At 71.6% G+C, this 17,073-nt stretch carries 17 protein-coding genes; 7 read left to right on the top strand and 10 right to left on the bottom strand.

The window, feature by feature from the left end; all coding sequences use genetic code 11:
- Positions 1 to 122 precede the first annotated feature (122 nt).
- The 6 genes from FFS51_RS03365 to FFS51_RS03340 all read right to left on the bottom strand — a co-directional run bounded on the left by FFS51_RS03365 (position 123) and on the right by FFS51_RS03340 (position 8,147).
- Positions 123 to 938 (bottom strand): LmeA family phospholipid-binding protein, encoded by an 816-nt coding sequence (locus FFS51_RS03365; protein ID WP_137877523.1) that lies wholly within the window; start codon positions 936 to 938, stop codon positions 123 to 125.
- 7 nt (positions 939 to 945) lie between these two features.
- A complete protein-coding gene (locus tag FFS51_RS03360) occupies positions 946 to 2,613 on the bottom strand; it encodes an arginine--tRNA ligase (RefSeq protein ID WP_137877522.1) in 1,668 nt (555 codons plus the stop codon).
- A 42-nt stretch (positions 2,614 to 2,655) separates the two neighbouring features.
- On the bottom strand, positions 2,656 to 3,486 hold the full coding sequence (locus tag FFS51_RS03355) for a transglutaminase-like domain-containing protein (protein WP_045246658.1): 831 nt from the start codon (positions 3,484 to 3,486) through the stop codon (positions 2,656 to 2,658).
- Between the two features lie 64 nt (positions 3,487 to 3,550).
- Positions 3,551 to 5,806 (bottom strand): heavy metal translocating P-type ATPase, encoded by a 2,256-nt coding sequence (locus FFS51_RS03350; protein ID WP_349303916.1) that lies wholly within the window; start codon positions 5,804 to 5,806, stop codon positions 3,551 to 3,553.
- On the bottom strand, positions 5,803 to 7,929 hold the full coding sequence (locus tag FFS51_RS03345) for a cytochrome c oxidase assembly protein (RefSeq protein ID WP_249352639.1): 2,127 nt from the start codon (positions 7,927 to 7,929) through the stop codon (positions 5,803 to 5,805). The genes FFS51_RS03350 and FFS51_RS03345 overlap by 4 nt, the downstream gene beginning before the upstream one ends.
- Complete coding sequence (locus FFS51_RS03340) at positions 7,926 to 8,147, bottom strand: heavy-metal-associated domain-containing protein (protein ID WP_137877521.1); 222 nt, start codon at positions 8,145 to 8,147, stop codon at positions 7,926 to 7,928. Before FFS51_RS03340 ends, FFS51_RS03345 begins: the two co-directional genes overlap by 4 nt.
- Positions 8,148 to 8,287: 140 nt before the next feature.
- On the opposite strand from FFS51_RS03340, the gene FFS51_RS03335 reads away from it, so the two are divergent.
- Together FFS51_RS03335 and FFS51_RS03330 are read left to right on the top strand one after the other, a co-directional pair.
- Positions 8,288 to 8,659: a BlaI/MecI/CopY family transcriptional regulator gene (locus FFS51_RS03335; protein ID WP_045246655.1), complete on the top strand. Its 372-nt coding sequence runs from the start codon at positions 8,288 to 8,290 to the stop codon at positions 8,657 to 8,659.
- Between the two features lie 2 nt (positions 8,660 to 8,661).
- Positions 8,662 to 9,489, top strand: a complete 828-nt coding sequence (locus FFS51_RS03330; RefSeq protein WP_137877520.1) for a M48 family metalloprotease — start codon at positions 8,662 to 8,664, stop codon at positions 9,487 to 9,489.
- A 7-nt stretch (positions 9,490 to 9,496) separates the two neighbouring features.
- On the opposite strand, the gene FFS51_RS03325 is transcribed toward FFS51_RS03330, so the two are convergent.
- The 3 genes from FFS51_RS03325 to FFS51_RS03315 are packed head-to-tail and all read right to left on the bottom strand — an operon-like array spanning position 9,497 to position 12,571.
- The gene (locus FFS51_RS03325) at positions 9,497 to 11,167 is read right to left on the bottom strand and encodes a copper resistance CopC/CopD family protein (protein WP_171006085.1); all 1,671 of its coding nucleotides are present in this window, start codon (positions 11,165 to 11,167) and stop codon (positions 9,497 to 9,499) included.
- Positions 11,164 to 11,898, bottom strand: coding sequence for a YcnI family protein (locus tag FFS51_RS03320; RefSeq protein WP_137877518.1), 735 nt, complete (start codon positions 11,896 to 11,898; stop codon positions 11,164 to 11,166). Before FFS51_RS03320 ends, FFS51_RS03325 begins: the two co-directional genes overlap by 4 nt.
- Before the next feature lie 37 nt (positions 11,899 to 11,935).
- Entirely contained in the window at positions 11,936 to 12,571 is a 636-nt protein-coding gene (locus FFS51_RS03315) for a DUF5134 domain-containing protein (protein ID WP_212742770.1), read from the bottom strand.
- A 116-nt stretch (positions 12,572 to 12,687) separates the two neighbouring features.
- Here FFS51_RS03315 and FFS51_RS03310 point away from each other — a divergent pair, with 116 nt between their 5' ends.
- The gene (locus tag FFS51_RS03310; RefSeq protein WP_045246653.1) at positions 12,688 to 12,975 is read left to right on the top strand and encodes a metal-sensitive transcriptional regulator; all 288 of its coding nucleotides are present in this window, start codon (positions 12,688 to 12,690) and stop codon (positions 12,973 to 12,975) included.
- A gap of 183 nt (positions 12,976 to 13,158) precedes the next feature.
- Here FFS51_RS03310 and FFS51_RS03305 read toward each other — a convergent pair whose 3' ends face one another.
- Complete coding sequence (locus FFS51_RS03305; protein WP_137877516.1) at positions 13,159 to 13,503, bottom strand: ArsR/SmtB family transcription factor; 345 nt, start codon at positions 13,501 to 13,503, stop codon at positions 13,159 to 13,161.
- 82 nt (positions 13,504 to 13,585) lie between these two features.
- On the opposite strand from FFS51_RS03305, the gene FFS51_RS03300 reads away from it, so the two are divergent.
- From FFS51_RS03300 to FFS51_RS03285, 4 genes are all read left to right on the top strand, one after another.
- Positions 13,586 to 14,893 carry an FAD-dependent oxidoreductase gene (locus FFS51_RS03300; protein ID WP_249352638.1) on the top strand — a complete coding sequence of 436 codons (1,308 nt, stop codon included), beginning with the start codon at positions 13,586 to 13,588 and terminating at the stop codon, positions 14,891 to 14,893.
- Complete coding sequence (locus tag FFS51_RS03295; RefSeq protein WP_056209532.1) at positions 14,881 to 15,408, top strand: GNAT family N-acetyltransferase; 528 nt, start codon at positions 14,881 to 14,883, stop codon at positions 15,406 to 15,408. Before FFS51_RS03300 ends, FFS51_RS03295 begins: the two co-directional genes overlap by 13 nt.
- Positions 15,405 to 15,821 (top strand): arsenate reductase ArsC, encoded by a 417-nt coding sequence (locus FFS51_RS03290; protein ID WP_056209535.1) that lies wholly within the window; start codon positions 15,405 to 15,407, stop codon positions 15,819 to 15,821. Before FFS51_RS03295 ends, FFS51_RS03290 begins: the two co-directional genes overlap by 4 nt.
- A gap of 73 nt (positions 15,822 to 15,894) precedes the next feature.
- Complete coding sequence (locus FFS51_RS03285; RefSeq protein ID WP_137877514.1) at positions 15,895 to 17,070, top strand: sensor histidine kinase; 1,176 nt, start codon at positions 15,895 to 15,897, stop codon at positions 17,068 to 17,070.
- The last annotated feature ends 3 nt before the right edge of the window (positions 17,071 to 17,073 follow it).

The raw sequence follows: 17,073 nt of genomic DNA, 5'->3' as shown, positions 1-17,073 counted from the left end.
CGGGAACCAATCGACGGATGCTGCGGCGCGGTGAAACCCACGCGCCCGCACCGTGCGGCGCGGTGACACAACGGGACGGCACGAGTCTAGGGCACCGGGCATACAGCGCCGGGGATGGGCGGCTAGCCGCACGAGCCCTTCTGGCGCAGCGAGGCATCGGTGAGGATCCTGCCGTCGATCGAGAACGTCGCCGCGAGATCGGATGCCTCGACCGAGACCCCCGTGAGGGTGATGCCACGGGGGATGCTGCCGGCCACGCAGATCGTCCAGGACTGGGTGAGCGGCGCGGCCAGCGCCCCGAATCGTGCCCGCACGTCGTCGGCGGTGGCCGTCGCGCCCGCGATCTGGAGCGAGGCCGGGGTGAGCACGAGTGCACCGTCCTTCGCGGACGGCGTGAGCGCGATCGACACCGGGATCTGCGCGCCAAGGAAGGACAGCTGGCTCGAGGCCGTCACGTTCGGCGCGGCCAGCCCGACCGATTCCGCAGGGAATCCCTGCTGTGCGGCGAGCAGGGTGCGCAGCTGCTGCTCGTCGAGGCGGATGGTGCCCTCGCCGCCGGTCATGGCGTGATCGTTCCACAGGTCGAGGCCGTGCAGCGTGACGTCGGCCGCGCCCGTCACCCCTCCGGCGCTCACCTGTGACGAGGAGACGCGCACGTCGTCGAGACGCCCGCCGATGAGCTGCGGGATGACCTGACCCGACAACTGCACGTCGACCTGCTGATCTGCCGGGAGCGCCAGCTGACTCTTGACCTGCTGCTGGATGACCGAGGTCACCATCGCACGGGCGATCCCGTCGCCGGCGAACCAGGCCGCCACGGCGAGCACCGCCACGATGACGATCGCGACGACCCACACGACCCACCGGCGCCGGCGGCGCGGCGCGGCATCCTGCTCGGGGATCTCGAACGGGAACGTCGAGGGGGCGTCGTCGGTCACGGATGCCTCACATGCGGTCGGGGGCGCTCACACCCAGTAGATCGAGGCCGTTGCGCAGCACCTGGCCGGTGGCGTCGTTGAGCCACAGGCGGGTGCGGTGCACGTCGTCGATCGTGTCGTCGCCGAGCGGGATGACGCGGCAGTTGTCGTACCAGCGGTGATAGAGACCGGCGAGCTCCTCGAGGTAGCGCGCGACGCGGTGCGGCTCGCGCACCTCGGCGGCGAACGCCACGATGCGCGGGAACTCCTGCAGCGCCCCGAGCAGCGCGCTCTCGGTCTCGTGCGTGAGCAGCTCGGGTGCGAAGGCCGAGCGGTCGACCCCGGAGTCGGCCGCGTTGCGGGCGACGTTGTGCGTGCGCGCGTGGGCGTACTGCACGTAGAAGACCGGGTTGTCGTTCGTGCGCTTCTGCAGGATCTCGGGGTCCAGCGTCAGCGGCGAGTCGGCCGGGTAGCGCGCGAGGGAGTAGCGCAGCGCGTCGGTGCCGAGCCAGTCCCGCAGGTCGTCGAGCTCGATGATGTTGCCCGCGCGCTTGCTGAGGCGTGCACCGTTGACCGAGACGAGCTGGCCGATGAGCACCTCGATGTCGCGGTCGGGGTCGTCGCCCGCCGCGCCCGCGAGCGCCTTGAGTCGGTGCACGTAGCCGTGATGGTCGGCGCCGAGCAGGTAGATCTTGTGCGCGAAGCCGCGGTCGCCCTTGTTCAGGTAGTAGGCGGCGTCGGCGGCGAAGTAGGTGTACTCGCCGTTCGAGCGTCGGATGACGCGATCCTTGTCGTCGCCGAACGCGGTCGTGCGCACCCACACCGCGTCGTCCTGGTCGAACACGTGTCCCTGGGCGCGCAGCCGGTCGACCGCCTCGTCGACGAGGCTCGGCCCGCCGTCCTCGGGCTGTGCGTGCAGCACGCGCTCGGAGAACCACACGTCGAAGTGCACGTTGAAGCGCGCGAGCGAGGCCTGGATCTCGCCCAGCTGGTACTCGTAGGCGAGATCGCGCGCGACGATCACCGCCTCGTCGGCGTCGAGGTCGGCGATGTCGGGGCGGGCGGCGAGCACCCGGCGGCCGAGGTCGTCGATGTAGGCGCCCGCGTAGCCGTCCTCGGGGGCCTCTCCCCCGGTGGCCGCGGCGAGCACCGAGCGGCCGAAGCGCTCCATCTGCGCGCCGGCGTCGTTGATGTAGAACTCGCGCACGAGCGTCGCACCGCTCGCGAGGAGCAGTCGCGCCACCGCGTCGCCGAGCGCCGCCCAGCGCGTGTGGCCGATGTGCAGCGGACCGGTCGGGTTCGCGCTGACGAACTCCAGGTTGATCGTGTTGCCGTGCTGGCTCTCGTTCGTGCCGAACGCGGCGCCCGCCTCGACGATGACCTTCGCGAGTGCGCCGGCGGCCGCGGCATCCAGTCGGATGTTGATGAAGCCGGGGCCTGCCACCTCGACGCTCGCGACGCCGGGCGCCGCCGTCAGGGCGTCGGCGATCTCGGTCGCGAGCTCGCGCGGGTTCGCCCCGAGGCCCTTGGCGAGCTTGAGCGCGATGTTCGAGGCCCAGTCGCCGTGGTCGCGGTTCTTGGGACGCTCGAGGACGATGTCGGATGCCGCGAGCTCGCCGCCCGCGCCCTCGCGTCGCCGCTCGACGGCGGGACGGACGACATCGAGCAGGAGCGTGGAGAGGGCTTCGGGATCCATAGCCCGACAAGTCTACGGGCGGGCGCGGCGCACCCTTCCGCGTCAGACGAGCTGCACGAGCGACTCGTGGTCGTCGACGGCCGGGTCGACGAGCTCCTCGGCGGGCTGCCCCTCGGGGACGTCGGTCACCCACGCGTCGACGTTCATGCGGGCGAGCCGCACGTTGCCGCCGTAATAGCTGAGGAACGCGCAGTCGGCCGCGTCGCGCCCCGTGGCGATGCGTACGAGCGAGCGGCGGTTCGCCAGGCGGGTCGCGTCGATGACGTACCAGGCGCCGTCGTGATAGGCCTCGGCGACGGCGTGGAAGTCCATCGGGCGAAGGCCCGGGGCGAAGCACGCGGTGTAGCGGGCGGGCATGTCCATCGCGCGCAGCAGCGCGATCACCACATGCGCGTAGTCACGGCAGACGCCCTGCCCGGTCATGAGGGTGGTCACCGCACTGTCGGTGCCGAGGCTGAGTCCCGGTGTGTAGGTCGTGCTCGTCGAGACGAAGGAGGTCACCGCGGCGATGAGGTCGTGGCCCGTGAGGCCCTTGAACTGGCGTCGGGCCTGCGTGAACACCTCGTCGGACTGGCAGTAGCGGCTCGGCCGCAGGTAGGTGATCGCCTCGAGGTCGCTCGTGTGACCGTTGGAGGACTGCCCCTCCACGATCGCGTCGTAGCGCACCTCGAGGGCGCCCGCCTCGGCCGTGAGACGGTGCAGGCGGCTGCCGGACTGATCGACGATCTCCGTCGGGGTGTAGATGCGCTCACCCTGACGGAACGTCAGATTCTCACTCGAGGTCTGCACGTTCTGAGCGGCCGAGATCTGGAAGATCAGGTCGGTCGTCGAGGTGAGATCGAGGTCGAGTTCGGCGAGGACGGAGCGTTGCACCGAGGTATCCTCGCACGGGTTTGTGACGCCCGGATGACGGCGGTGGAATCCGCCCCGGATGCCGCTAGCGACGCGCCTTCGCCGACCGCAGGCGAAGGCTGTTCCAGACCACCAGCACCGACGACAGCGACATCGCCGCGGCCGAGATCAGCGGGTTCAACAGGCCCGCCGCAGCCAGGGGGATCGCGGCAACGTTGTAGCCGAAGGCCCACACCAGGTTGCCGCGGATGGTCCGCAGCGTGCGCCGCGACAGCGCGATCGCATCGGCGATCACCCGCAGATCGTCGCGCACCAGGATGATGTCGGCCGACTTCAGCGCGATGTCGGTTCCGGAGACGACCGCCATGCCGAGATCGGCGGTGCCGAGGGCGGCGGCGTCGTTGATGCCGTCACCGACCATCGCGACCCGGTGCCCGTCGGCCTGCAGCGCCGCGATGACCCCGGCCTTGTCGGCGGGCATGACTTCGGCGCGCACCTCGGAGATGCCGAGCTCGTCGGCCACGCGGCGCGCGGCGGCCGCGGTGTCGCCGGTGAGCAGCACGGTCGAGAGCCCCATGCGCTGCAGCTGGGAGACGGCGGCCTTCGCGCTCGGGCGCACCTCGTCCGCGACAGTGAAGACCGCCTCCACGACACCGTCGGCGGCCAGCACGACGCTCGAACGGCCGGATGCCGTCGCGTCGTCAACGGCGTCGCGCACGTCGGCGGGGAGCGGCATCCGCTCGTCGATCGCGTGGGGCACGCTCGCGACGACGACCTCGCGGCCGTCGATCACGCCCGCGGCGCCCCGGCCAGGGATGGTGCGGAAGTCGGTGACGGTCGGCAGATCTGCGACGGATGCCGCGGCGTACCGGGCGATCGCGGCGGCCACCGGGTGCTCGGACCCCTGCTCGACGGCGGCGGCCCATTGGAGCACGCGCACCCGGTCGGCTCCCGGCGCGAGGGTCAGCTGCTCGATCACGAGGGTGGAGAGCGTGAGGGTTCCGGTCTTGTCGAGCACGACGGTGTCGATGCGGCCGGAGGCCTCGAGCGCGCTCTGCCCCTTGATGAGGATGCCGAGCTGGGCGCCGCGCCCGATGCCGACCATGAGGGCGGTGGGGGTCGCGAGCCCGAGGGCGCACGGGCAGGCGATGATGAGCACCGAGATGCCGACGCCGATCGCGTGGGCGGGCTGGGCGCCGGCCCAGAGCCACGCGACGCCGACGGCGATGGCGAGCGCGATCACGACCGGCACGAAGACGCGCACGATGCGGTCGACGAGCGCTTCGACGCGGGCCTTGGAGGCCTGCGCGCGCTCGGCGATCGCGGTCATCTGAGCGAGCTGGGTGTGGGCGCCGACCGCGACTGCGCGCAGCACGAGCCGCCCGTCGGCGCTCGTCGTGCCGGTGACGGCGAGGTCGCCGACGGTCGTCTCGCGGGGCACGGGCTCGCCGGTGACGGTGCTCGTGTCGACGAACGCACGCCCCTCGACGACCTGTCCGTCGACGGGGATGGTCTCCCCCGCCCGCACGACGACGAGCTCGCCGACGCGCACCTGACCCGAGGGCACGACGACCTCGACCCCGTCGCGCACGACGCGCGCCCGGTCGGGCGCGAGGGCGGCGAGCGCGTCGAGCACGTCGCCCGCCTTGCGCCGCGAGCGCGACTCGAAATAGCGGCCCGCGAGCTGGAACGTGGTCATGCCCGCGGCGACATCGAGATAGATGGCGCTCGCGCCCGCGGGGGTCTGACCGTAGCCGATCCAGTACGACGACCCGCCCTCGCCCATGAGGATCGTCGCGACGGCCCACCCGAACGAGGCGAGGATGCCGAGCGAGACCAGCGTGTCCATGGTCACCGAGCCGTGACGCAGGTTGCGGGCGGTCGCGCGATGGAACGGCCACGCCGCCCACGTCACGACCGGCAGCGACAGCAGCACGCACAGCAGCTCCCATCCCGGGAAGCGCAGGCCCGGCACGAGCGCCAGCACGAGGGTGATGTCCATGAGCGGCACGGTGAGGATCGCCGACACCAGCAGGCGTCGACGCAGGCTCGTGACGCGGTCGACCGCGGCGCGTCGACTCCACTCGTCGTCACCGTCGACCCGCACGGATGCCTCGTACCCGGCCTTCTTGACCGCAGCGACCGCCTGATCGGCCTGCTCGGGCGCGAGGCCCGTCACGACGGCGCGCTCGGTCGCGAAGTTGACCGATGCGGTGACGCCGTCGAGCTTTCCCAGGGCGCGTTCGACACGGCCCGCGCAGGCGGCGCAGGTCATCCCGCCGATCGAGAGCTCGACACGGTCGAGGTCGGCGAGCGGCAGCATGTCGACGGGCGTGGTCACGGGCGGGTCTCCCCCGGGTCGGCGGCGGCGCTCGGAGCGGCGGGTCCGGTGGACGCCGCAACGGCGGGTGCGGCATCCGTCACCGGAGCAGTCCCCCCGCGGGCCTGCAGCCGTGCGAGCATGCGGTTGTAGGCGTCGAAGTCGTCGTCGAGCCCGCTGTCGAGGTGGCGGTCCTTGCGGGCGGCCTCGCGCTGGTCCTGGCGGGCCCACTGGATGCCGAGAGCCACCACGACGATGATCAGCGGGATCTCTCCCCCCGCCCACGCGACGCCGCCACCGAGGTACTGCGCGGCCATGAGGTCCTGGTTCCAGGGCAGGTCGAGGGTCGCGTAGAAGTTCTCCGCGACCGGCACCGAGGCGGTCATCAGGATGATGCCGAAGAAGGCATGGAATGGCATCGCGGCGAGCACGAAGCCCAGCTTGCCGATCGGCGGCAGCGGCCTCGGCGGGCGATCCACGCCGATGACGAGCCCGTAGAAGAGATACCCGGCGATGAGGAAGTGGATGTTCATCGCCTGGTGGGCCCAGTGGTACCGGATGATCGCCTCGAACAGGCCCGACAGGTACAGCCCGTAGTACGAGGCGATGTACAGCACGAACACGACGAGCGGGTTGTAGAGGATGCGCAGCCCCGGCCAGTGCAGCAGTTCGGTGAGCCACTCGTGCGGACCGGCCGGCTCGCCGCGGCGATGCGGCGTCGTCGCACGCAGCAGCAGGGTCACGACGCCGCCCATGACCAGCAGCAGCGGCCCGAGCATGTTCAGCGTCATGTGCACGATCATGTGGATGCCGAAGTGGGCACCGGAGTACTGGCCGAACCCCGAGGAGGTCGCGACCACGACCGTGACCCATCCGAGGGTCCACGCGATCGTGCGGCCGAGTGGCCAGTGGTCGCCGCGACGCCGCAGGCGCCACAGCGCCCCGTAATACAGGGCGACGCCCGCCGCCGCGATCACCAGGAACAGGATGTTCGGCCGCCAGTTCGTCGCCAGCACGAGGAAGTTCGGCGCGATCGGCAGGTCGAAGCCGAGATACACCTCGGTGATGTCGCTCGGCAGGAAGTACTGCGGCGGAGGCACCCGCATCATCGCCTCGGCGATGGCGAAGAACGCGACGCCGCACGCGGCGATGGAGGTCGCGAGGATCGTCACCCGGCGGCTCGTCAGGGAACCCGCCCGGAAGGCGCGGAACCCCGCGAACAGCAGCACACCGGTCGCCGCGAGCACGACACCCTGCGCGATCACGAAGTACCAGGTCGGGTTGACCCAGGCGCCGGGACCGGCGAGCTTGAAGAACGCGAGCACGATCGCCGCTCCTGCGGCAAGGGCCCAGGCGACGACGCCCAGCAGCCAGAAGCGTCGCAGCGTGGCGGGCCGCAGCAGTCGGCCCCGCCAGACGCGGAGCGCGAGCAGGATGGCGCTTCCGAACAGTGCCGCCGCGGCGATGGTCTGCACGGTTCCGGCGTCGGTGCCGAAGTCGTGACCGGGACCCACGAGGATCTGACCGACCACGACCGGGGCCAGCAGAGCGATCGCACTGCACCAGAGCGGGATCAGTAGTCCTACCCAGGTGACGGCGAAGTTGATGACGACGGCGGCGATGGTGGCGAGCACGGCGACCACGATCCACGCGACCGGCAGGTACGAGATCTGCAGCAGGTAGCCGAGCGCCGGCGATCCGATCGCGTCGAACACGTTGAGTCCGTTGGCATCCGCCGCATCGATCACGATCATCGCGGCGGCGAGCACCGCCCAGGCGATCGACGCCCAGCGGGCGACGTGCCATTCGGGCTGGTCGTCGATGATCACGCGGTCCTTGCCGGGTCGCGCGAGCAGGAACATCAGCACCGCGAGCGAGCCGGCTGTGAGCCAGCCGGCGAGGTCGACGAGCGCACGCCCGAGAGTCGCGGCGATCGCGGTGAGCTGACCCGGATAACTGCGGAACAGCTGCGTGTAGCTCGTGTCGCCGCGCACGATCGCGACGACGACCGGCGTGCCGAGCATGATCACCAGCGCGACGACGATGAGCGCGGGAAGCACCGCGCCGCGCCGCGTGTCACGGGCGGTCTCGTAGGCCGGCAGCTCGTCGGCGGATGCCGCGGCCACCGCGGCGGCGGAGCTCACCGCACCAGGCGGTATCCGGCTTCGGTCACCGCCGCGTCGATCCGGTCGAGGTCGAGGGCGCCGACGGCCTCGATGCGCGCCGTGCCAGTGGCGGCGTCGGCGGTGACGGCGGCGATCTCGGGAAGGGCGACGAGCGCCTCGGTGACGGAGTGCTCGCAGTGGGAGCAGGTCATGCCGTCGATGCGCAGCAGCTGGATGTCGGCCAGGTCCTGGGTCATGATTCGCCTCGTTCTCGTGCCGACCGCGCCGCGCGCGCCCATCGGCGATGTGTCGGAGACAACTCTACGTCTTGTCTAGCGCGTTGAGGCGCGGCATCCTTGTCTCCACATCTCGTAGAATCACGCACGGAGGTACGCAGATGGCAGGTGTGCGCACGCGCGGCAGGGGCGAGCTCGAGGCCGCGATCCTCACGGTGCTGCGCGCCCACGACGAACCGGTCGGGGCCGCGCAGATCCAGGAGGAGATCGTCGGAGACGAGCCCGCCTACACGACGGTGCTCACCGCCCTCGAGCGACTGACCGAGAAGGGCGAGGTCGTGCGATCGGGCGACTCGCCGCGCAAGCAGCGCTTCGCCGCGACCTTCACGGCCGCCGAGAGCGCCAGCCGCACCATGGTCGACGCGCTGAGCCAGAACGAGGACCGCCGCGCCGTGCTCCTCAAGTTCGTCGGCGACCTCAGCGAGACCGACGCCGACCTGCTGCGGTCGGCCCTCGCCCCCCGCAAGCGCTGACCGTGGTCGCTCTCCTCGTCCTGCTCGCCGCGGCCGTCGCCGTGGTGCTGCTCGCTCCCCGCACCCTCGCGGCCGGTCGCTGGCAGGTGCGGATGCCGCGCCTCGCCCTCGGGCTCTGGCTCACCGCGGTGCTCGGCGGCGTCGCGTGCCTGATCGGTGCCGGCATCGTCGGCCTGGTGCTGGCGATCGCCGGGTCAGGATCGGAGTCCGGCGCGGCCGGGGTCATCGTGACGGTCTTCGCATGGATGTCGCTCCTCGCCGTCGGCGGCACGGTGGTCATCGTGGCGTCGGGGTCGGCGGAGGTGCTCGACGCGGTGCGCCGCAATCGCGGCTCGGTGCTGACCCTGCCGCACACGGTGCACGTGGCGGCATCCGATTGGCAGCTGCTGGTGTGCGACACCGACGAGGTGTTCGCCTGCGCGATCCCGGGGAAGCCCCACACCGTGGCCGTGTCGGCGGGGCTCGTGCGCGAACTCACCCCGGCACAGCTGCGCGCGGTCGTCGCGCACGAGCGGGCGCATCTGTCGGCGCACCACGAGCTCGTGCTGCGGCTGGCCGACCTCAACCTCGCCTGCATGCCGCGCAGCGGCGCCGCGCAGCGTCTGCGCCGATCGACGAGCCTGTTGATCGAGCTCGCGGCCGATGACGCGGCTTCCCGCCGTGCGGGTGCCGTGCACCTCGCGAACGCGCTGGTGCGGGTCGGTCGCGCGACCGGCGACGTGACTGTCGAGCTGCGCGCCGAGCGCCTCGCCCAGCGTCCCTGCCGGCTGGCCGGTCGCCTCACCCCGGTCGCGCCGGTCTACGAGCGCGCGGTCGCGTCGCTGCGCTGACCCGCGCTCACCACGCCCGGAAGGTCGTCGCGGTCGCGTAGGCGTGCGCCTGATCGATCGTGACGGTCAGCTGCAGCGTCCAGGCCCCGGCGATCGGTACGACGGCGTCGGTGCTGACCCACGACGCCCCGTCGTGGGTCAGGGTGACATCGATGCCGGCGACCCCGTTGTCGGGCGACGAGAGCACGCCGGTGACGAGTTCGGGATCGATCCGGGTGCCGTTTCGATCGGTGACGTGCACGGTGATCACGAGCGGGCCGTGGCGGGTCGTGGAGAGCTCCGCGACGGCGGTCGCACCGGTGTCGCCGACCGGGGCGGTCACAGTCGCCGCGGGCCCGTAGGTACCGGAGGCAGGCGGCAGGGCGGTGAGCACGCTCGTCACCACGATGGCCGCGGCCACGGCGACCGCCTCGATCCGCAGCGACCGGCGCACGCGCACGACCGAGACGGATGCCGCATCGGCGCCTGCGCCGGAACGTCGGCGAGCGACCATCCGTTGGGCGGCGAGCGCGCCGGCGAGCGCGATCGCAACGAACGCGAGTTTGACGAGCAGCGTCACACCGTAGGGGGTCGACCAGAGCGAGGCGACCGGCTGCACTTCGCGCCACGCCTGGTACTCCCCCGACACGACGAGTACGGCGACCGAGACGAACGCGATGATCGACCAGGTGCCGAGGCGCAGGCGGTCGAGGTCGGGCGCGCCCGTCACGCCGGGGAGAACGGCGACCAGAAGGAGGAGCAGCCCCCCGGCCCACGCAGCCATGGCGGCCAGGTGGGCGACGGCCGCGGTGGCCGCGAGCACGACGTCGGCGCCGACGCCCGCGTGCCCGGCGAGGGCGATGGTGACGAGCACCCCGAACTGCGCGACCGAGTAGGCGGCGAACCCAGCGCGGCGCGCGAGCGACCGGGCGAGCACGACGCCGACGGCGGCGAGCACGATGCGGGCGACGAGCAGCTGCCCGTACGAGCCGGCGAGCGTCTCGCCCAGACCGTCGAGCCGCAGCACGCCGTGCCAGCCGGTCTCATCGGCGCGGGGTCCTTGCAGCAGCAGGTCGACGAGCGCCCCGACGAGCAGCGCCGCCCCTCCCGCCCGGACGAGCAGCCGCACGCGGCGACGACGCCAGGTGTCCGGCCACAGCAGGCGCGCGAGCAGGGCGACCCCGAGCGCGAGAATGACGCCGACGTACCCGAGTCCGATCGCGGTCTGCGCGACGACGTCGAGCGAGGTGGGCGCGGCGGAACCGGTCGCCGCGGCGGACGCGGCATCCTGCTGCACGCCGAACGAGATCGAGCCCGACACGACGTGGGTGTCGGCCGAGATGACGCGCCAGCTGACGGTGTAGCTGCCCCGGGGAAGATCGGGCGTCAGCGGGACGACGACCTGCGTGTCACCGGCGCTGCGGGAGATGTCTCCCGTGTCGACGCGCGTACCCGAGGACGAGAAGGCCCGCGTCATCCCTTCGACGAGCTGCACGGGCTCGTCGAAGGTCAGGACGACCCGCGCCGGCGCGGCGTCGAGCCGACTGCCGTCGACCGGGCTCGATCGCACGAGCACGGCGTGCGCGTCGGCAGGAACGGCGCCGAGCAGCACGGTCGCGGCGGCGAGCAGCGCGCCGAGCGCGAACAGGAACGCCCGGACCCGGCGGGGACGCCGGGTCCGGGCGGGAAGGTTCGTCACGCGGACGGGGTCTCCTTGCGAGAGGTGCGGGCGATCGCGACGATCGCGATCACCAGCGCGACGCCGCCGGCGATCAGACCGACGATACCGGGCCACGCGGGCGCCGATGCGGTCGAGCCGCCGTCGACCGAGGCAGCTTCTGCAGTCGGCGTCGGGGTGGAAGCGTCCGACTGCGCCGCGAGTGTCAGGGTGGGCGCGGGGTGCTCGGGCTCGACGCCGCCGGTGGCCTGTTCGTTCCAGTTCACCTGCGAGCCGTCGCTGTATGTCTGCAGCGCCGGGAACGAGACGGATGCCACGGCCGGCAGCGGTCCGACCGCCACGGCGAAGGTGTCGAATTCGCCGGGTGCGATGCCCGCCGCCGCGCTGTCGGCCTTCCACGTCACCTGCGTGACGTAGGTGTCGACGGGTCCGTCATCGGTCTGGATGGGGGTCGATGCCTTGGCGGTCGTGATCGTGGCGGTCCAGCCGGGCTTCGGCTGCGTGGAGGCATCAGCGATCGGGGTGTCGGCGGGGAACGTGATCTGCACGCCCACCGTCGAGGCGGTGTCGGACTCGGTGGGCACGCGGAACGTGAGCACGCCCTCGCCGCCCCGGGTCGTGTCGGTGCCATCGACGTGGATGTGCGCGGACGCGGCGGTCGCGGTCAGCAGCACCCCGGCGAGGCCGACGGCGGCGCCGGCGGCGATGCGGAAGAAGAGCCGCGCCGGTCGACGGGTGGAACGTGATCGCATGAGGGGTCCTTTCGGGGTACGAGGTCGGCGCGAGCCGTCACGTCATGAGGAGGAGGAAGGAGCACGCCATTCCGGCCGCCATGAGGGCGGTCGCGAGCGTGTCGAGAATCACGATCCCGGCATGCCCGGACAGGCGGGTGGCGGTGATCGCGCGTCGCAGCGCCGCGACGAGAAACCAGAGCGCGGCGACGACGAACAGGAGCCCGAACGCCCACGTGATCACGAGCGCCCAGTCGGCCGAGCCGGTCATCGGCATGCTGTCCGTGCCGTGGCCCGTCGACATGCCGCCCATGTCGCCCATCCCGGATGCCGCGGCCACCGGCGTCATCGCGACGGCCATCCACACCATCGCGAGCATCATGACGGCGTGGTACACGAGCACGGCCGGGTGACGGTGGTGGTCGGTGGCCGGGGCCGCGGCGACAGAGGGGCGGAAGAGCGCGAGGTAGAGATACCAGAACGTCGCCGCGGTGAAGAACGCGATCTGGGCGGCGACGGGGAACACGGCGTACCACGACCACGGCATCGCGAGCATCACGACCGCCATGACGGCGTGCACGAGGTTGGAGACGCGGTCGACCCAGCCGAAGGCGACGACAGCCCGCACCACGGCGTGCACGAGCACGAGGGCGAAGATGACGGTGACGGCGGTCGCGGCGGCGGGATCGGACATCACGAGCGCACACATTACTCCACGAACTGTAGAGAAATTTCCCGTCGGGCAGGGGGCGTCATTTTCACGGCGATCTGTCCCCGCCCGGAATACCTCAATGGGGTATCGTCGGTCGCATGGAGACCACGCATCCGGGCTACATCGATGACAAGCCGTCGCTCGAGCGACGACTCAAGCGCATCGAGGGTCAGGTGCGCGGCATCGGAAAGATGATCGACGAAGACCGCTACTGCATCGACATCCTCACCCAGGTGTCGGCCGTGACGAGCGCGCTCGAATCGGTCGCCTTGTCGCTGCTCGATGATCACCTCCACCACTGCGTCGCCCACGCGGGCGAGCACGGTGACCTGGAGGAGAAGCTCACCGAGGCCAGCGCCGCCATCGCCCGACTCGTGCGCTCCTGACGCACGACCCACCACCGAGAGGACACGCCCATGACAGAGACCACGACGCTTCCCGTCGCCCAGCACGCCTGCAACTGCACCGCCAACGGCGGCACCTGCAACTGCGGCGACAGCTGCACCTGCGGCAAGTAATCACCGCAGACACCACGACGCCCGCCTCTTCGGAGGCGGGCGTCGTCATTCTCAGATCGCGGCGATGCGCGCGGTGAGCGCGTCGAGCGAGCCGTCGACGAGTCGGTAGTAGGCCCAGGTGCCGCGCTTCGTGCGCTCGAGGAATCCGGCATCGGTGAGCACGCGCAGGTGGTGCGACACCGTGGGCTGACTCAGACCCACCGCTTCGGTCAGGTCGCAGACGCAGACCTCGCCGGCCTCCGCCGCGGCGACGATCGACAGCAGGCGCAGACGGGTCGGATCGGCGAGCGCCTTGACCCGCAGCGCGAGCGCCTCTGCGGCGTTCGCCTCGATGGCAGGTCGGGCGAGCTCGAGGCCGCAGGCATCCTGCCCGAGCAGGGGAAGCATGGTCGGCATGCATAGATGCTAGTCGATATTGACAGTCATCGATAGATGTCCGCATACTGAGCATCGATCGTCATCGATGAAAGGATGCCGCGTGCCGCTCCTCGACCTCACGCCCCGCCCGCGCGGCGCCACGGCCGCGTCGACGCATCCCGTCGTCGTGATCGGTGCGGGCCCGGTCGGGCTCGCCGCCGCCGCGCATCTGCTCGAGAGATCGATCGACACGATCGTGTTCGAGGCGGGCGAGTCGACCGGGGCCGCGGTGCGGTCGTGGGGCCACGTGGCCCTCTTCTCGCCCTGGCGCTACCTCGTCGATCCGGCCGCAGGGCGTCTGCTCGCGCCGACCGGATGGCTCGCGCCCGACCCCGACGAGGTGCCCACCGGTGACGACGTCGTCACCCGCTACCTCGAACCGCTCGCGCAGACCGCGGCGCTCTCCCCTCACATCACCACGGGCACCCGCGTCGTCGCCGTCACCCGTCTCGGCCGCGACCGCTCCCGCAGCGACGGCCGTGGCGACGCCCCGTTCGTCGTGCGGGTGCGGCGAGCCACCGGTGAGGTCGAGTCCGTGCTCGCCCGCGCCGTGATCGACGCCTCCGGGACCCTCGACAACCCCAACCCCATCGGCGGCGACGGGCTGCCTCCGCTAGGCCTCGACGAGGTGGGCTCGTTCGTGCTCCCGCCCCTGCCCGACGTGCTCGGTCGCGACCGGGCACGGCTCGCCGGACGCTCGGTCGCCGTGGTCGGAACCGGCCACTCGGCCGCACACACTCTTCTCGCCCTCGCCGAACTCACCGAAGGCGCCCCGGGCACCCGCGCGGTCTGGGTGCGTCGACGGCCGCCGCTGCGCCCGTCGACCGCCGACGACCTCCCCGAACGCGAGCGGCTCGGCTCCCGCCTCGACGCACTCGTCGACGCCGGCGTCGTCGAGGTGCGCGACGGGTTTCTCATCGAGCGGGTGTCCGCGACGGGCGACGGCGTGCGGGTCAGTGGCGTCACCGCAGATGCGCCCGCCTCGTTCGACGTCGATCTCGTGGTCGCCGCCACCGGATTCCGACCCGACCTCACGATCACGCGCGAGCTCCGACTTGACCTCGACGAGGTGAGCGAAGCGCCCCGTCGACTCGCGCCGCTCATCGACCCGAACCTGCACAGCTGCGGAACGGTCGCACCCCACGGCTTCGCCGAGTTGCGGCATCCGGAGCCCGGCTTCTTCACGGTCGGCATGAAGTCCTACGGTCGCGCCCCCACCTTCCTGCTCGCCACGGGCTACGAGCAGGTGCGGTCGGTCGCGGCGTGGCTCGCCGGCGACCTCGCCGCCGCGCGGGCCGTCGTGCTCGACCTGCCGGCGACCGGCGTGTGCTCGACCGACCGGGCCGATGCGGGAGGATGTTGCGCGTGACCGAGATCCGACCGCTCGTCGCGGCCGACTGGCCGGCCGTCGAGCAGATCTTCGCGGCCGGCATCGCGGGCGGCGACGCCACGTTCGAGACAGCGACGCCGGACTGGGCGACCTTCGATCACGCACGCCTCGCCGCACCCCGACTCGTCGCGACCCTCGACGACGAGGTCGTGGGGTGGGTGGCGGCATCCGCCGTCTCGGCTCGTCCCGTCTACCGCGGGGTCATCGAGCATTCGATCTACGTCTCCCCCGCCCACCGGGGGCGCGGGATCGGTCGCACCCTGCTCGCACGCTTCCTCGACGCGACGGATGCCGCGGGCTACTGGACCGTGCAGTCGGCCATCTTCCCCGAGAACGCCGCGAGCCTGCGCCTGCACGAGGCCGCCGGCTTCCGCGTCGTCGGCCGCCGCGAGCGCATCGCACGATCGACCCTTGGACCGCGCGCCGGCACGTGGCGCGACACCCTACTCATCGAGAGGCGATCAGCGATCGCCGGAACAGGAGCCGACTCATGACCACCCCCACCGTGCTGTTCGTGTGCGTGCACAACGCCGGCCGCTCGCAGATGGCCGCCGGATACCTGGAATCCATCGCGGGCGATCGGGTCGACGTACGCTCGGCGGGGTCCGAGCCGCGGGAGACGATCAACCCGGTCGCCGTCGAGGCGATGGCCGAGCTCGGCATCGACCTCGGCGCCCGCCAGCCGAAGCTGCTGACGACCGACGCCGTGCGCGAGGCCGATGTGGTCATCACCATGGGGTGCGGCGACGCCTGCCCGATCTTCCCCGGCAAGCGCTACGAGGACTGGGAGCTCACCGACCCCGCCGGCCAGCCGATCGAGGTCGTGCGGCAGGTGCGCGACGAGATCCGGGCGCGCGTGGACGCGCTGGTCGCCGAGCTCGACGGGCGCGCCGCGGCATCCGACTGACGGCCCCGCCCGGTTCACATCCCGGCGCGTCGCAGGCCGGTAGCCTGGTGCCACCCGACGGGAGGACCCGACCTTGTCGACCGCACACGACGTCACACGACGCCAGACCATCGCCGATTACGAGCTGCTCGACGACCCGCCCGAAGCAGACCTGCAGGGGCTCGTGCAACTGGCAGCGACCATCTGCGGCGTGCCGACGGCCGTGATCAACATCATCGACGACCGCTTCCAGCATCAGATCGCCGCGGTGGGCTTCACCGCCGCCGTCTGCTCGCGGGAGGACTCGATGTGCGCGGTCGTGCTCGAGCAGCCCGGACGCGTGATCGTGTCGGATGCCCGCCTCGACGACCGGTTCTCCGCCAATCCGTTCGTGACGGGCGTCATCGGCAACGTGCGCTTCTACGCGTCGAGCCCGCTCATCACGCCCGCCGGCATCGCCATCGGCACGCTCTGCATCTTCGACGAGGAGGTCGGCGAGCTCTCCCCCGAGCACGCGGCGACCCTCGACATCCTCGCCCACCAGGCCGTCGACGTGCTCGAGCTGCGCCGCGTCACCCGTGAGCTGCAGACCTCGAACCACGAGCTCGAGCAGTTCGCCGGCCGCATCAGCCACGACCTGCGCAACCCGCTCATGGCACTGTCGGGGTTCATCGAGCTCGCCGCCGACAGCCCCGAGCTCTCGGATGCCCCGCAGGCGAGCCGGGCGCTCGCGCGGGCTGAGGCCGCCGCCGACCGCATGTCGACGATGATCAGCGATCTGCTCGATTTCGCCCGCGTGGGCGGCGAGGTGCCGCGCGTCGCAGCCGTCGACGTCGAGGACGTCATGGCCGCGGTCATCGACGACCTCGACACCCCGCTCGCGCAGACGGGCGCCACGATCGAGGTCGACGCTCCGGCGCCGGTCGTCGCCGACCCGACGCTGCTGAGAGGCCTGCTGCAGAACCTCGTCGCGAACTCGGTGAAGTTCAGTGCGACGACGTCCGACGCGCCGCACATCATCGTGCGGGTCGAGCCGCTCCCCGACGGGTCTCGCATCACCGTCGACGACAACGGGCCGGGCATCCCCGAGCCCCAGCGCGAGAAGGTGTTCGGACTCATGGAGCGCGGTGACCAGACGGATGTCGCGGGCCTCGGCATCGGGCTGTCGACCTGCCGTCGCATCGTCGAAGGACACCACGGCCGCATCGGCATCGCGGAATCGCCAGCAGGCGGCGCGAGTGTCTGGGTGGTGCTGCCGCACGCGGCGTGACGC

The sequence above is a fragment of the Microbacterium sp. 4NA327F11 genome, assembly GCF_005503465.1.
GTDB classification, from domain to species: domain Bacteria; phylum Actinomycetota; class Actinomycetes; order Actinomycetales; family Microbacteriaceae; genus Microbacterium; species Microbacterium ginsengisoli.
Note: the sequence above shows the minus strand (reverse complement) of the source record. Positions and strands in the feature narration are given on the sequence as shown.